This is a genomic window from Pseudomonas migulae NBRC 103157 (assembly GCF_002091715.1).
GTDB lineage: Bacteria > Pseudomonadota > Gammaproteobacteria > Pseudomonadales > Pseudomonadaceae > Aquipseudomonas > Aquipseudomonas migulae_A.
The window spans coordinates 50,307-64,172 of record NZ_BDAG01000027.1; the positions used below are offsets into that span (position 1 = coordinate 50,307).

At 60.3% G+C, this 13,866-nt stretch carries 14 protein-coding genes and 1 pseudogene; 10 read left to right on the top strand and 5 right to left on the bottom strand.

Annotation, left to right across the window (positions count from 1 at the left end; translation table 11 throughout):
- Positions 1 to 218 precede the first annotated feature (218 nt).
- From livH to PMI01S_RS19750, 4 genes are read left to right on the top strand one after another with little or no spacing between them, the layout of a single operon-like run.
- Positions 219 to 1,142: a high-affinity branched-chain amino acid ABC transporter permease LivH gene (livH, locus tag PMI01S_RS19735; RefSeq protein ID WP_084321765.1), complete on the top strand. Its 924-nt coding sequence runs from the start codon at positions 219 to 221 to the stop codon at positions 1,140 to 1,142.
- Positions 1,139 to 2,395, top strand: a complete 1,257-nt coding sequence (locus PMI01S_RS19740; protein ID WP_008034379.1) for a high-affinity branched-chain amino acid ABC transporter permease LivM — start codon at positions 1,139 to 1,141, stop codon at positions 2,393 to 2,395. The genes livH and PMI01S_RS19740 overlap by 4 nt, the downstream gene beginning before the upstream one ends.
- A complete protein-coding gene (gene livG / locus PMI01S_RS19745) occupies positions 2,392 to 3,159 on the top strand; it encodes a high-affinity branched-chain amino acid ABC transporter ATP-binding protein LivG (RefSeq protein ID WP_048393925.1) in 768 nt (255 codons plus the stop codon). Before PMI01S_RS19740 ends, livG begins: the two co-directional genes overlap by 4 nt.
- Positions 3,160 to 3,861, top strand: coding sequence for an ABC transporter ATP-binding protein (locus PMI01S_RS19750; protein ID WP_008034381.1), 702 nt, complete (start codon positions 3,160 to 3,162; stop codon positions 3,859 to 3,861).
- Positions 3,862 to 4,048: 187 nt separating this feature from the next.
- Here PMI01S_RS19750 and PMI01S_RS19755 read toward each other — a convergent pair whose 3' ends face one another.
- Positions 4,049 to 4,957 (bottom strand): LysR family transcriptional regulator, encoded by a 909-nt coding sequence (locus PMI01S_RS19755; RefSeq protein ID WP_084321766.1) that lies wholly within the window; start codon positions 4,955 to 4,957, stop codon positions 4,049 to 4,051.
- 105 nt (positions 4,958 to 5,062) lie between these two features.
- Between PMI01S_RS19755 and PMI01S_RS19760 the strand changes: the two genes are divergently transcribed.
- The 3 genes from PMI01S_RS19760 to PMI01S_RS19770 all read left to right on the top strand — a co-directional run bounded on the left by PMI01S_RS19760 (position 5,063) and on the right by PMI01S_RS19770 (position 8,192).
- Positions 5,063 to 5,662 carry a short chain dehydrogenase gene (locus tag PMI01S_RS19760; protein ID WP_084321767.1) on the top strand — a complete coding sequence of 200 codons (600 nt, stop codon included), beginning with the start codon at positions 5,063 to 5,065 and terminating at the stop codon, positions 5,660 to 5,662.
- Between the two features lie 167 nt (positions 5,663 to 5,829).
- Positions 5,830 to 6,483, top strand: a complete 654-nt coding sequence (locus PMI01S_RS19765; RefSeq protein ID WP_084321768.1) for a COG3650 family protein — start codon at positions 5,830 to 5,832, stop codon at positions 6,481 to 6,483.
- Positions 6,484 to 6,578: 95 nt separating this feature from the next.
- A complete protein-coding gene (locus tag PMI01S_RS19770; protein WP_084321769.1) occupies positions 6,579 to 8,192 on the top strand; it encodes an NAD(P)/FAD-dependent oxidoreductase in 1,614 nt (537 codons plus the stop codon).
- A gap of 123 nt (positions 8,193 to 8,315) precedes the next feature.
- Here PMI01S_RS19770 and PMI01S_RS19775 read toward each other — a convergent pair whose 3' ends face one another.
- The gene (locus PMI01S_RS19775; RefSeq protein ID WP_084321770.1) at positions 8,316 to 9,410 is read right to left on the bottom strand and encodes a PLP-dependent cysteine synthase family protein; all 1,095 of its coding nucleotides are present in this window, start codon (positions 9,408 to 9,410) and stop codon (positions 8,316 to 8,318) included.
- 238 nt (positions 9,411 to 9,648) lie between these two features.
- On the opposite strand from PMI01S_RS19775, the gene nhaA reads away from it, so the two are divergent.
- Both nhaA and PMI01S_RS32060 read left to right on the top strand, forming a co-directional pair.
- A complete protein-coding gene (nhaA, locus tag PMI01S_RS19780; protein ID WP_084321771.1) occupies positions 9,649 to 10,836 on the top strand; it encodes a Na+/H+ antiporter NhaA in 1,188 nt (395 codons plus the stop codon).
- A gap of 121 nt (positions 10,837 to 10,957) precedes the next feature.
- Positions 10,958 to 11,092, top strand: a pseudogene (locus tag PMI01S_RS32060) (toxin); the annotation flags it as partial.
- An 89-nt stretch (positions 11,093 to 11,181) separates the two neighbouring features.
- On the opposite strand, the gene PMI01S_RS19785 reads toward PMI01S_RS32060, so the two are convergent.
- Positions 11,182 to 11,646: an outer membrane lipoprotein gene (locus tag PMI01S_RS19785; protein ID WP_084321772.1), complete on the bottom strand. Its 465-nt coding sequence runs from the start codon at positions 11,644 to 11,646 to the stop codon at positions 11,182 to 11,184.
- 168 nt (positions 11,647 to 11,814) lie between these two features.
- On the opposite strand from PMI01S_RS19785, the gene PMI01S_RS19790 reads away from it, so the two are divergent.
- A complete protein-coding gene (locus PMI01S_RS19790; protein ID WP_084321773.1) occupies positions 11,815 to 12,051 on the top strand; it encodes a 30S ribosomal protein S3 in 237 nt (78 codons plus the stop codon).
- 5 nt (positions 12,052 to 12,056) lie between these two features.
- Here the strand turns inward: PMI01S_RS19790 and pdxH are convergent, their stop codons facing one another.
- Both pdxH and PMI01S_RS19800 read right to left on the bottom strand, forming a co-directional pair.
- The gene (gene pdxH, locus PMI01S_RS19795) at positions 12,057 to 12,704 is read right to left on the bottom strand and encodes a pyridoxamine 5'-phosphate oxidase (protein WP_084321774.1); all 648 of its coding nucleotides are present in this window, start codon (positions 12,702 to 12,704) and stop codon (positions 12,057 to 12,059) included.
- Between the two features lie 24 nt (positions 12,705 to 12,728).
- Entirely contained in the window at positions 12,729 to 13,820 is a 1,092-nt protein-coding gene (locus tag PMI01S_RS19800) for an OmpA family protein (RefSeq protein ID WP_084321775.1), read from the bottom strand.
- Positions 13,821 to 13,866: the final 46 nt, after the last annotated feature.

Genomic DNA, 13,866 nt, shown 5'->3' on the forward strand with positions numbered 1-13,866 from the left:
GACTGCCAATAAAGCCCACGGCGTGCCGTGGGCTTTGTTTTACGAACGTATTGGGCCGCGCTGGCGTGATCCGCCAGTCTCCCCACCTGAAAATCTCAAAACCGTCATCAGCGGTTCGCTGGCAAACCTCGCGTTCGAAGTGGATGCAGATCCACGGGGCTCGAGCGGGAAAATGACTCCACCAGTGAAATGCGTATCAGGTTTTTAGGAGCGCTGTAATGCCTGACATCTATCACTTCTTCCAACAGCTGGTTAATGGTCTGACCATTGGCAGCACGTATGCCCTGATCGCCATCGGCTATACGATGGTTTACGGCATCATTGGAATGATCAACTTCGCCCACGGCGAGGTGTACATGATCGGCTCTTACGTGGCGTTCATCGCCATCGCCGGGCTGGCCATGCTGGGACTCGACAGTGTTCCGCTGTTGATGACCGCCGCTTTCCTCGCGACCATTGTCGTGACCAGTGCCTACGGTTACAGCATCGAACGGATCGCCTACCGCCCCCTGCGCGGCAGCAACCGTCTGATCCCGCTGATTTCCGCCATCGGCATGTCGATCTTCCTGCAGAACACGGTTCTGCTGGCGCAAGACTCCAAGGACAAATCCATCCCCAACCTGATCCCCGGCAACTTCGCCATCGGGCCAGGTGGCGCACACGAAGTGCTGATTTCCTACATGCAAATCGTGGTGTTCGTGGTGACCCTGGTCGCCATGCTCGGCCTGACGCTGTTCATCTCCCGCTCTCGCCTGGGTCGCGCCTGCCGCGCCTGTGCCGAAGACATCAAGATGGCCAACCTGCTGGGTATCAACACCAACAACATCATCGCCCTGACCTTCGTCATCGGTGCCGCGCTGGCGGCCATCGCGGCCGTGCTGCTGAGCATGCAATACGGCGTGATCAACCCGAACGCCGGTTTCCTGGTCGGCCTCAAGGCCTTCACCGCAGCGGTACTGGGCGGAATCGGCAGCATCCCCGGCGCCATGCTCGGCGGGATCGTGCTTGGGGTGGCGGAAGCCTTTGGTGCCGATATCTTCGGCGACCAGTACAAGGACGTCGTGGCGTTCGGCCTATTGGTTCTGGTGTTGTTGTTCCGGCCAACCGGCCTGTTGGGCCGTCCGGAGGTTGAGAAAGTATGACTAGGAATCTTAAACAGGCGTTGTTCAGCGCCTTGCTGGTGTGGGCTGTCGCCTACCCGGTACTCGGTCTGAAGCTGACCATTGTCGGCATCAACCTCGAAGTCCATGGCACCAGCACTGCCACGCTGATCACCATCGCCGTGTGCTCGGTGCTGATGTTCCTGCGGGTGCTGTTCGACCAGCAGATCAGCTCGGCCTGGAAATCCTCGCCCAACCTGCCGGTGATGCCGGCCAAGGCCAGTAATTTCCTGACCCTGCCGACCACCCAGCGCTGGATCATCATCGCGCTGATCGTCGGTGCGCTGGTCTGGCCGTTCTTCGGCTCCCGCGGGGCGGTGGATATCGCCACGCTGGTGCTGATCTACGTGATGCTCGGCCTGGGCCTGAACATCGTGGTCGGCCTGGCCGGTCTGCTCGACCTCGGTTACGTCGGTTTCTATGCCGTCGGCGCTTACAGCTACGCGCTGCTGTCGCATTACTACGGCTTGAGCTTCTGGATCTGCCTGCCGATTGCCGGCCTGATGGCGGCCACGTTCGGTTTCCTGCTCGGTTTCCCGGTCCTGCGTTTGCGCGGCGACTATCTGGCGATCGTGACCCTGGGCTTCGGTGAAATCATCCGTCTGTTCCTGCGTAACCTGACCGACATCACTGGTGGCCCAAACGGCATCAGCAACATCGAGAAGCCCACGTTCTTCGGCCTGACTTTCGAGCGTAAAGCGGCTGAAGGCCTGCAGACGTTCCATGAGTACTTCGGCCTGGAATACAACTCGATCAACAAGGTGATCTTTCTTTACCTGGTCGCGTTGTTCCTCGCACTGTTTGCGCTGTTCGTCATCAACCGCTTGCTGCGCATGCCCCTGGGCCGCGCCTGGGAAGCGTTGCGTGAAGATGAGATCGCCTGCCGTGCACTGGGTCTGAACCCGACGATCATCAAGCTATCGGCCTTCACCCTCGGTGCGTGCTTCGCCGGTTTCGCCGGCAGCTTCTTCGCCGCGCGTCAGGGCCTGGTGACACCGGAGTCCTTCACCTTCATCGAGTCGGCGACCATCCTCGCCATCGTGGTGCTGGGTGGCATGGGCTCGCAACTGGGCGTCGTACTCGCCGCCACAGTGATGATCCTGTTGCCGGAAATGATGCGTGAGTTCAGTGAATACCGCATGTTGATGTTCGGCGCCTTGATGGTGCTGATGATGATCTGGCGTCCTCAAGGTCTGCTGCCCATGCAACGTCCTCACATGGAGCTGCGCAAATGAGCCGCGAGATTCTTAAAGTAGACAATCTGAGCATGCGCTTCGGCGGCTTGCTGGCGGTCAACGGCGTAGCCTTGAGCGTGAAAGAGAAACAGGTCGTGGCACTGATCGGCCCCAACGGCGCCGGCAAGACCACCGTGTTCAACTGCCTGACCGGTTTCTACAAACCGAGCGGTGGCAGCATCCTGCTGGACGGCGAGCCGATCGAAGGCCTGCCCGGCCACAAGATCGCCCTCAAAGGCGTGGTGCGAACCTTCCAGAACGTGCGCCTGTTCAAGGACATGACCGCGGTCGAGAACCTCTTGATCGCCCAGCACCGTCACCTGAACACCAACTTCCTGGCGGGCCTGTTCAAGACCCCGGGCTTCCGCAAAAGCGAACGCGAAGCCATGGAGTTCGCCGAGTACTGGCTGGACAAGGTCAACCTCAAGGCATTCGCCAACCGTCCGGCCGGCACCCTGGCCTACGGTCAGCAACGTCGCCTGGAAATCGCTCGTTGCATGATGACCCGCCCGCGGATCCTCATGCTCGACGAACCGGCTGCCGGCCTGAACCCGAAGGAAACCGAGGACCTCAAGGCGCTGATCAGCATGTTGCGTGAAGAGCACAACGTCACCGTGCTGCTGATCGAACACGACATGAAACTGGTCATGAGCATTTCCGACCACATCGTCGTGATCAACCAGGGCACGCCTCTGGCCGACGGTACGCCGGAACAGATCCGCGACAATCCTGAAGTGATCAAAGCCTACCTGGGGGAAGCGTAAATGCTGCAATTCGAAAACGTTTCCACCTTCTACGGCAAGATCCAGGCGCTGCACAGCGTCAACGTCGAAGTCCGTCAGGGCGAGATCGTGACACTGATTGGTGCCAACGGCGCCGGCAAGTCGACCCTGCTGATGACCCTCTGCGGTTCGCCGCAAGCCCACAGCGGCAGCATCCGCTACATGGGCGAAGAGCTCGTCGGTCAGAGCTCGTCGCAGATCATGCGCAAGAGCATCGCTGTCGTGCCGGAAGGTCGTCGGGTGTTTGCTCGCCTGACCGTGGAAGAAAACCTCTCCATGGGTGGTTTCTTCACCGAAAAGGGCGATTACCAGGAACAGATGGACAAGGTGTTGGGACTTTTCCCACGCTTGAAAGAACGCTTCAACCAGCGCGGCGGCACCATGTCCGGCGGCGAACAGCAAATGCTCGCCATCGGCCGTGCGCTGATGAGCAAGCCCAAGCTGTTGCTGCTTGACGAGCCATCGTTGGGCCTGGCACCGATCATCATCCAGCAGATCTTCGACATCATCGAGCAACTGCGCAAGGACGGTGTGACGGTGTTTCTGGTAGAGCAGAACGCCAACCAGGCGCTGAAAATCGCTGACCGTGCGTATGTGCTGGAAAACGGCCGGGTGGTGATGCAAGGCACTGGCGAAGCGCTGCTGACCGACCCGAAAGTGCGCGAAGCGTACCTCGGTGGTTGAGCCCTCGCGGTAAACAAAAAAACGGCCTTCGGGCCGTTTTTTTTTGTGCCTGCCCCAATCCCCCAGACAACGAAAATCCCCTGTAGAAGCCGGCTTGCTGGCGATAGCGGTGGATCAGTCAACATCGTATTCGAATGTTGTACCGCTATCGCCAGCAAGCCGGCTCCTACAAAGACTGTGTGATGGCTTACAACCGGTCCAGCGCCTCCCCACTGCGCTTGAACCAGCCAATCAAATAATCCGCCAGCACCTGCGTGCGCTTGGGCAACCCACCTTGATACGGATGCACCAGGTACATCGGCATGCGACGCGTCTGATAATCGCGCAGGAGCCAGCGCAAACGCCCGTCAGCCAATTCCGTTTGCAGCAGGTAGGACGGCAACCGCGCAATACCCGCGCCACCCAATGCGGCTTTTTTCAACAGGCTGTAATAGTTGCTGGCGAACGGTCCCGACACACGCACCCGCAATAACTCGTGTTGCTGGTGATAAAGCCATTCTTCACGGCCGCTGTAGTGGCTGTTGAGTAAACACTGATGTTCGGCGAGTGCCTGTGGTGTCAGCGGCTCGCCGTGCTGCTCAAGGTAAGCCGGGCTGGCGCAGGTCAGCTCATGCCAGGCCAACAGGGGTCGTGCGACCAGGCGCTCGTCGTTGCCCACTTCGGAACGCACTGCCAGATCAAAACCGTCGCGAGACAAATCACGATAGTTGTTGTCGAGGTCGAGTTCGATCTGCACTTCGGGGTACTGCTGGGAAAACTCCAGCAACAAGCCATCGAAGAAAGTTTCCCCCAACGAGACCGGAACCGTCATACGCACCGGCCCGGCCATGTCGTCCTTCAACCGTGCCAATGCCTGACGCGCCCTTTCCACTTGTACAACTAACGCCTGGGCTTGCGGCAACAGCGCCGCCCCCGCCGCCGTCAGGCTCAAGCGGCGCGTGGTGCGTTGCAACAACACCACGGAAAACCGCGTCTCGAGCAGGCTGATGCGCTTGGACAACTGCCCTTTGCTGCAACCCAATTGCTGCGCTGCCAAAGTGAAACTGCCCGCTTCGATCAATACCGCAAACGCCGCCAGATCATCCATCTCGCTCATGGACTGTTTCCATTTGAAAACCAAAGGTTGCCTATTAGCGCGCTTATCTACAGAAAAAACCACTCTAGACTGAAGCCACTTTCAACACACACGAGGTTCAACAGCATGAAAGTTCTTTTGATAGGCGCAGGCGGCACCATCGGTTCGGCGATCGACAAGGAATTGTCCGAGCGTCACGAGATCATTCGCATCGGCCGCAACAGCGGCGATTTCCATGTGGATATCAGCGACAGCGCCTCGATCCGCAAGCTGTTCGAACAGACCGGCAAGTTCGATGCGCTGGTCTGCGCCGCGGGCAACGTGACCTTCGCACCGCTCAATGAAATGACCGAAGACAGTTTCGCTCTGGGCTTGAAAGACAAGCTGATGGGCCAGGTCAATCTGCTGCTGATCGGCCGCGAATTTGCCAACGACGGTGCATCGTTCACCTTCACCACTGGCGTACTCAGCCACGACCCGATCCGCAGCGGCGCCTCGGCAGCACTGGTCAACGGTGCCATCGACAGCTTCGTGCGTGCCGCGGCGATCGAACTGCCACGCGGCCTGCGGGTGAACTCGGTGAGCCCGAATGTCCTGCTTGAAGCCATGGGCAAATACGCGCCGTACTTCCGCGGTTACAAACCGGTTCCGGCCGCCGATGTGGCATTGGCCTACGCCAAAAGCGTGGAAGGCCTGCAAACAGGTCAGACCTTTCACGTCGGCTGAACAACACTATTTGTAGGAGCCGGCTTGCTCGCGATCCATTCACCGCGATGCACCTGAAGACCGCGGTGAGGCGATCGCCAGCAAGCCGGCTCCTACAAGGTTGATCGCGGGGTTGTGATGAACGGTCAGGCTGAGTAACGTGGCGGCACTTGTCTGGAGAGCCAAAGATGCGTGTTGCCCGTTCCTTAGTCCTTGTTGCCCTGCTTCCACTGTTCGCCGCCTGTCAGTTGCTGGATGGCCCGCGTGAAAGTGCTTCCCACGTGGGCCAGACCCGAATGCAGGGCCAGCTGACGGCGGCCGACGGCAAGCTGTTGTTCCAGCCGTGCAATGAGCAGCGCAGTTTCGTGGTCAACGACACCGGCGGCACCAGCGTCCTGCAGGAGGCCGCGACCCTCGCCGATGCCCAGGGCAAGCTGTTCGCCGACGTGCGTGGGCGGATCGTCGACAGCCGCCTCGACCTGGAACAGCTGTACCGCGTCGAACGCTCGGGCACCGCCTGCGGCGATCCGAATTTCAAACTGCTGATCCTGCGTGCCGCCGGTCACGGCCCGGAGTGGAACGTGAAAGTCAGCGGCAAAGGCATGGTCATCGACCGTGCGGGTCAACCCCCATTGGCCGTGCCTTATGTTGAAGAACAACTGGGTGATGGCCGCTTCAACCTCAGCACCGAAGCCAACAACCAGCACATCGAACTGTGGGTCGCACCGCAGCGTTGCGTCGACAGCAGCACCGGCAGTGTTCAGCACATGAGCGCCGAATTGCGCATCGATGGCCAGGTTCAACGTGGCTGCGGGTATTTCGGCGGATCGCGCGACGACTGATCGTTTAAGCCTCACGGGATTCGTTCTTTGAGGCTTATAATCGCGGGCTTCAAACGCCTTGGCGCAGTTGTGCGCCCCGCGAACCGGATCCTGTCATGTTACGAATCACCGAACTCAAGCTGCCGATCGACCATCCCGAAGAAGACCTGCGCCCTGCCATCGTGCAGCGCCTGGGCATCGCCAGTGATGACCTGCTCGATTTCACCTTGTTCAAGCGCAGCTACGATGCGCGCAAAAAGTCCTCCGAACTGTGCTTCATCTACACCATCGACCTCACGGCGAAGGACGAGGCCGCACTGCTGCACAAGTTCGCCGACGACCGCAACGTCAACGTAGCGCCGGATGTCAGCTACAAAGTGGTCGGCCAGGCGCCGGCCGATCTGCAGCAACGCCCGGTCGTGGTCGGTTTCGGCCCGTGCGGGATTTTCGCCGGGCTGCTGCTGGCGCAGATGGGCTTCAAGCCGATCATCCTCGAACGCGGCACCGAAGTGCGCCAGCGCACCAAGGACACCTGGGGCCTGTGGCGTAAAAGCGTGCTCAACCCCGAGTCCAACGTGCAATTTGGTGAAGGCGGCGCGGGGACGTTCTCCGACGGCAAGCTCTACAGCCAGATCAAAGACCCGAAATTCATCGGTCGCAAAGTCCTGCATGAATTCGTCAAAGCCGGTGCGCCGGAAGAAATCCTCTACGTCAGCAAACCGCACATCGGTACGTTCCGTCTCACCGGCGTTGTGGAAAACATGCGTGAACAGATTCGCGCCCTGGGCGGCGAAGTACGCTTCCAGCAGCGCGTCACCGACGTATTGATCGAGGACGGCCAACTGGTCGGCGTCGAACTCAACGGCGGCGAGCAGATCCATTCGAAACACGTGATTCTGGCCCTCGGCCACAGCGCCCGGGACACCTTCCGCATGCTCCACGGTCGTGGCGTGTTCATGGAAGCCAAGCCGTTCTCGGTGGGTTTCCGTATCGAACACCCGCAGTCTCTGATCGACCGCGCGCGCCTGGGCAAATACGCCGGCCACCCGAAACTGGGTGCCGCCGACTACAAACTGGTGCACCACGCCAAGAACGGCCGGTCGGTCTACAGCTTCTGCATGTGCCCGGGCGGCACCGTGGTAGCGGCGACGTCCGAGCCGAATCGCGTCGTGACCAACGGCATGAGCCAGTACTCGCGTAACGAGCGCAACGCCAACTCCGGGATCGTCGTCGGCATCACTCCGGAAATCGATTATCCGGGCGGCCCGCTGGCCGGTATCGAGTTGCAGGAACGCCTGGAATCCCACGCCTTTGTGCTGGGCGGCAGCAACTATGAAGCGCCGGCGCAACTGGTTGGCGATTTCATCGCAGGCAAACCGTCCACTGAGCTGGGCAGCGTTGAACCGTCCTACAAGCCAGGTGTTGCGCTGGGTGATCTGGCGCTGGCCTTGCCGGCATTCGCCATCGAAGCCATTCGCGAAGCCTTGCCGGCGTTCGAGAAGCAGATTCGTGGCTACTCGCTGCATGACGCGGTGTTGACCGGGATCGAAACGCGTACATCCTCGCCGCTGCGGATTACCCGTAACGAATCGATGCAGAGTTTGAACGTGAAAGGCTTGTTCCCGGCGGGTGAAGGCGCCGGTTATGCGGGCGGGATTCTGTCGGCGGGTGTGGACGGGATTCGCATCGCCGAAGCCGTTGCTCGCGACATCCTCGGCCTGCAAGCCTGACCCGAAACCTACATACCCTGCAGGAGCCGGCTTGCTGGCGATGAACGATAACGCGATCTGTCTGGCACACCGCGTTTCCGTTCATCGCCAGCAAGCCGGCTCCTACAAGGTTCGTGTTGGCCGTCAGATGTTGGCGCGCAGCACGGTCGCCGGCAACGGCTCCCCACGCTCGACACTCGCCGCCACGACATCCATCAACCCACTCAACTGATACCCCTGCGCCTTGAGCCAGGCCTGATCGTAATAACTGGTCTCATAGCGCTCGCCGCCATCGCACAGAATCGCCACGATCGACCCCGTTTCCCCCGCCGCCACCATCTGATGCGCCGCCATCAAGGCCCCGATCAGGTTGGTCCCGCTCGACCCGCCCACACGCCGCCCCAAGCGTTGCGCCAGATAATGCATGGCCGCCAGTGACAGATCGTCCGGCACCTTGACCATCGCATCGATCACCTTCGGCAGGAACGATGCCTCGACCCGTGGCCGACCGATGCCTTCGATCCGCGAACCGTGATCCAGGCGCAGGCTGGCATCGCCGGTCAGGTAGTAATCGAAAAACACCGAACGCTCGGCATCGGCACACAGCACCCGGGTGCAATGCTGGCGATAACGCACATAACGGCCGAGGGTCGCGGTGGTGCCGCCGGTGCCGGGGCTGGAAATCAGCCAGCTCGGCTCGGGGTGCTGCTCGAAGCGCATCTGATGGAAGATCGATTCGGCAATGTTGTTGTTCGCCCGCCAGTCGGTGGCGCGCTCGGCGTAGGTGAACTGATCGATGAAGTGCCCGTCGTGCTCGCGCGCCAGGCGCTCGGACTCGGCGTAGATCTGCGTCGGATCGTCCACCAGATGGCTCTTGCCGCCATAGAAAGCGATCTGCGCGATTTTCTCTTTTGAGGTGGTGGCCGGCATCACCGCAATAAACGGCAGGCCTAGCAAACGGGCGAAGTACGCCTCGGAAATCGCCGTCGAACCGCTGGACGCTTCGATCACCGGCGCGCCGGGTTTGAGCCAGCCGTTACACAATGCGTAGAGGAACAACGAACGCGCCAGACGATGTTTCAGGCTGCCGGTGGGATGGCTCGACTCATCTTTGAAATACAACTCGATGCCTGGCAAACCCGGCAGGGGTAGCGGGATGAGGTGGGTGTCGGCGCTGCGCTGGAAGTCGGCTTCGATGATGCGGATGGCTTCGCGGGCCCACTGTCGATTGTCGCTCATGGTGGTTTTCTCGTTGAGTCGGCCTTGTCGCAAGGCTCAGCCCTGAAGCTTAGGAAAAATCCGACATCGCGCACAGATACAGCTGAGCTTCAATACGTCCGGCAACTGCTAGGCTCAGGTCCGTGCCCACCTTTCGGCTGTAACGGCATATAACAAAAAAGAATATAACTTTTGTTTTAACAACCAACGGTACGGGTTAGGGTGTGCCACCTTTTTGATAATTCGATGGAGAGCGACCTTGCCTCTGCGTAGCACTTTCACGCGTTTCTTTCAGTTGGAAGCTGCCAGCGGTCTGTTGTTGATCGCCGCTGCAGCCCTGGCCCTGATCATTAACAACTCATCGTTGTCGTGGCTCTACAACGGTCTGCTGGACACCCCCGTGGTCGCCCAGATCGGCGCACTTAAAATCGCCAAGCCGCTGCTGCTGTGGATCAACGACGGGCTGATGGCGCTGTTCTTCCTGCTGATCGGCCTGGAAGTGAAGCGCGAAGTCCTCGATGGTCAGCTGTCGAAACCGTCGCAGATCGTACTGCCGGGCGCCGCTGCGATTGGCGGCATGGTCGTACCGGCGCTGCTCTACTGGTTCCTGAACCGCGATAACCCGGCGGCCCTGGCGGGCTGGGCCATTCCGATGGCCACCGACATCGCCTTCGCCCTCGGCGTCCTCGCCCTGCTGGGCAAACGGGTGCCGGTGTCACTGAAGCTGTTCCTGATGACCCTGGCGATCATCGACGACTTGGGCGCCATCATCGTCATCGCAATCTTCTATTCCGGCACCCTGTCGACCCTGTCCCTGGCGCTCGCGGCGGCCTGCATCGTGGCGCTGATCGCGATGAACCGGCTTGGCGTGGTCAAGCTTGGACCGTACATGATCATCGGTTTGATCCTCTGGGTGTGCGTGCTCAAGAGTGGTGTCCATGCAACGCTGGCCGGCGTAACCCTGGCTTTCTGCATCCCGCTGCGCACGAAAAACGCCGAGCCTTCGCCGCTGCTGACCCTGGAACATGCCCTGCACCCGTGGGTGGCCTACGGCATCCTGCCGCTGTTCGCCTTCGCCAACGCCGGCCTGTCCCTGAGCGGCGTGACCGTCGAAAGCTTCACCCACCACGTGCCAATGGGCATCGCCGTCGGCCTGCTGCTGGGCAAGACCCTCGGCGTGTTCGGCCTGACCTGGCTGGCGGTGAAAATCGGCATCGCCGCCCTGCCCCAAGGCGCCAATTGGGGCCAGGTGCTGGGCGTGGCGATACTCTGCGGGATCGGCTTCACCATGAGCCTGTTTGTCGGCTCCCTGGCGTTTGTGCCGGGCGCCAGTGAGTACGCCGGGATGGACCGGATGGGGATTCTGACCGGTTCGATATTGGCGGCGTTGATCGGTTATGCGGTGACGGCGGCGGCGAGTCGCAAGAACGCCGCGCTGCAATCCTGATCGATAGAGACAACGCCCAGCGTCATTCAAGACGCGTCCTGCAGCCACGATCAGCCTCGTTCGTTAACGTCGCACAGCCCGTTTTTTCAGGGTTGTCGACGTACGAACGCAAGGGATGATCACGCTGGTTGGCCTTGTCGCGTTGGTCACATCCTCGAATATCGGCGACAGCTCGCTTTAGCTCCGAGCTCTGAAACAGGCGCGTACTCGCGTGCGCTTGCGGGTTAAGCAACAGGCTGATGGCAGCCTGAGGGGCACATCCTCGGCATTCGCGCACTGAACACCCCAGACACAAAAAACCCCGACCAGTCACCTGATCGGGGTTTTCTTTGGAACCACTTCCGCTTAGTGCGAAACGCGGCTCGTACCATCTACAGTAGCAATCCGCACGCGCTCACCCACGCGGAACACTTCATTTTCCTGAACCTGCTGAACATAGGCGCGCATGCTGCCGTCGTCTTCACGTACGGTGATTTCGACGCCTTGGGTGCGGGTCAGGCCTTCTTCGGTGGCAGAACCGAGCAGGCCGCCGGCGACGGCGCCGATGACAGCAGCAACGATGCTGCCTTTACCGCCGCCGATGGCGCTGCCGCCGACACCGCCGACCACTGCACCCGCAGCGCCGCCAATCGGGGTCTTGGTGCCTTCGATTTTCACCGGACGCAGGGATTCGATGGTGCCCATGCGAACGGTCTGCACACGACGCGCTTCGTCACGGGAATAGGAGTCACCGGTCAAGCTCGATTGGCAGCCAGTGAGCAACATTGCCATCGTGGAAAAGGAAGCAACCAGCAGAACAGACTTACGCATAGCATCAACTCCAAAGGACAGGTGTTCATTAAACTCCGCAGCTTGACGCCTGTCACGACGTGGCCCGGATAAAATTGGTTTGATTCAGGCCAGGTACAGGCGCCTCCACGAACTCAGCACACAGTAGCGGCAAATGGCGGAAGCTGCGCCGCTGAACCAGGAATTGTCATGGATTACTTCATCATTGTCGTCACCACTGTCGCCGGTCTGTACTTCCATGGGTGGTTGTACTTACGGATCAAACGCTGGATGGACCGCGACCTGGCGTTAGCCTTGGCTGGAGACGACGAGCATAAGAAAGTCTTTATGCTCCAGCAACTGGCGAACGCGCAAGCGCAGAAGATCAAGCGTCGGGACCTGCCTCAGTGGCTGGAGGCTGCTGCGGCAGGCTATCCCGGTCGGTAGACTGCTTAGGGTGCCAGACGTTCAAGGATCCAGTCGGCGCCCTGTAAGCGGTAGTTGAGGCGATCGTGCAGACGGCTCGAACGGCCCTGCCAGAATTCGATGCGCTCAGGCAACAGGCGATAGCCGCCCCAGTGCTCGGGGCAATGAGGCTGTGTATCGCTGAAACGTTGCTCGGTGTTCTTGAGCAGCGCTTCCAGTTCGGCGCGATCGGCGATCACGCGGCTTTGCGGTGACGCCCAGGCACCGAGGCGGCTGCCCAGTGGACGGACCTGAAAATAGGCATCGGACTCTTCAGGCGTGACCTTCACCACCCGACCTTCGATGCGCACCTGGCGCTCCAGGGCCGGCCAGAAAAAGGTCATGGCCGCGAACGGATTCACGGCCAGGTGCTGGCCCTTGGCGCTGTCGTAGTTGGTGAAGAACGTGAAGCCGTGTTCGTCCAGGCCTTTGAGCAGCAGAATGCGGCAATGCGGCCGACCGTCCTGGTCGACGGTGGCCAGGGTCATGGCGTTGGCTTCCACCGGCGCCTGTTCGGTTTTCACCGCGTCAGCGAACCACTGATGGAAAAGCGCGAACGGCTCGGCCGGGGCTTGTGCCTCGGTCAGGCCATCTCGGGTGTAGTCGCGACGCATATCAGCCAGGCCCTGGGTCATGGCGCATTCCTTTTGGTTAACGAATCACTTTTTCACAGCATCGGCGGCAACGACTTTCTTTTCAGTTGCAGCAGCTTTGGCCGGCGCGGTCTTTTTAGCCGGCGTTGCAGTCTTGGCCGGTGCCTTTTTGGCGGCGGCTTTCTTGGCCGGCGCTTTTTTCGCGGCAGGCACAGCGGCTTTCTTCGCGGCAGGAGCAGGCGTGACGGGCTTGACCACTGGCTTGACGTCCTGGGCTGCAACCAATTTTACCGGCGCCGGGGCTGGCATGTTGTATTTGCTCAACAGCGCGACCATGGTGTTTTGCGGAGTCACCAACAGTTCCACACGACGGTTCAAGGCACGGCCTTCATTGCTGTCGTTCGCTGCTCGCGGGGCTTCGCCGCCCATGCCGCGCAACATCAGGCGATCACGCTGCAAGCCGCTGAGACGGAAGATCGCCGCCACGGCTTGTGCCCGTTCCTGACTCAATTTTACGTTGGCCGGTGCGGCACCCGAGGTATCGCTGTGACCGAGTACCAGCACGGCAGTCTTCGGATCGACTTCGAGGATTTTCGCCACGCGAGTGAACGGACCCAAGGTGACCGGCAGCAACATGGCCGGACGGTCGGGGTTGAACGAGCCTTCTACCGGCGCAGTCACCACCAGCACGTTTTCACGGCGTTCGAGTTGCAGGTTGCTGTCCTTGATCGCCTCGCGCAAGCGCGGTTCGTAGTCATCGAGCCAGGCCTGGGTCACTTTCGGATCAGGCATCGGCACAACTTTAGCGGTGCTCTGCTCCTTGCCGCCAAACGGCCACCACCATTTGCCACCCGCATCGGCCTCAGCCTTGGCCACTTCGACCGGCTTGGCTTCAGGTTTTACCTCTGGTTTTTTATCGGTCGCTTCATCGGAGCCGAACGGCCAGTACCAATGGCTGGAGCTTTCAGCCTTTACCACCGGGGCCGCAGCGACTGGTTTCACAGGTGCCGGAGCCGGAGCCGGCTGTTTCGCCGCGACTTTATCGGAGGACCCGAACGGCCACCAGCTGCTGCCATCCGAATCATTTTGTGGAGTCTGCGCACAACCGGTAACAGCGACACACAGGGCCAAAGCGAGGGTGGTTTTATTGAGTGACATTGGATATCCACAAAAATGAAATCATAAAAAATCAGGCCGGCATGAC

What these genes read in the sequence shown, in the direction of transcription:
- livH (WP_084321765.1), top strand. Translation starts at nt 219, where the DNA reads ATGCCTGACATCTATCACTTCTTCCAACAGCTGGTTAATGGTCTGACC.
- PMI01S_RS19740 (WP_008034379.1), top strand. Translation starts at nt 1,139, where the DNA reads ATGACTAGGAATCTTAAACAGGCGTTGTTCAGCGCCTTGCTGGTGTGG.
- livG (WP_048393925.1), top strand. Translation starts at nt 2,392, where the DNA reads ATGAGCCGCGAGATTCTTAAAGTAGACAATCTGAGCATGCGCTTCGGC.
- PMI01S_RS19750 (WP_008034381.1), top strand. Translation starts at nt 3,160, where the DNA reads ATGCTGCAATTCGAAAACGTTTCCACCTTCTACGGCAAGATCCAGGCG.
- PMI01S_RS19755 (WP_084321766.1), bottom strand. Translation starts at nt 4,957, where the DNA reads ATGAGCGAGATGGATGATCTGGCGGCGTTTGCGGTATTGATCGAAGCG.
- PMI01S_RS19760 (WP_084321767.1), top strand. Translation starts at nt 5,063, where the DNA reads ATGAAAGTTCTTTTGATAGGCGCAGGCGGCACCATCGGTTCGGCGATC.
- PMI01S_RS19765 (WP_084321768.1), top strand. Translation starts at nt 5,830, where the DNA reads ATGCGTGTTGCCCGTTCCTTAGTCCTTGTTGCCCTGCTTCCACTGTTC.
- PMI01S_RS19770 (WP_084321769.1), top strand. Translation starts at nt 6,579, where the DNA reads ATGTTACGAATCACCGAACTCAAGCTGCCGATCGACCATCCCGAAGAA.
- PMI01S_RS19775 (WP_084321770.1), bottom strand. Translation starts at nt 9,410, where the DNA reads ATGAGCGACAATCGACAGTGGGCCCGCGAAGCCATCCGCATCATCGAA.
- PMI01S_RS19785 (WP_084321772.1), bottom strand. Translation starts at nt 11,646, where the DNA reads ATGCGTAAGTCTGTTCTGCTGGTTGCTTCCTTTTCCACGATGGCAATG.
- PMI01S_RS19790 (WP_084321773.1), top strand. Translation starts at nt 11,815, where the DNA reads ATGGATTACTTCATCATTGTCGTCACCACTGTCGCCGGTCTGTACTTC.
- pdxH (WP_084321774.1), bottom strand. Translation starts at nt 12,704, where the DNA reads ATGACCCAGGGCCTGGCTGATATGCGTCGCGACTACACCCGAGATGGC.
- PMI01S_RS19800 (WP_084321775.1), bottom strand. Translation starts at nt 13,820, where the DNA reads ATGTCACTCAATAAAACCACCCTCGCTTTGGCCCTGTGTGTCGCTGTT.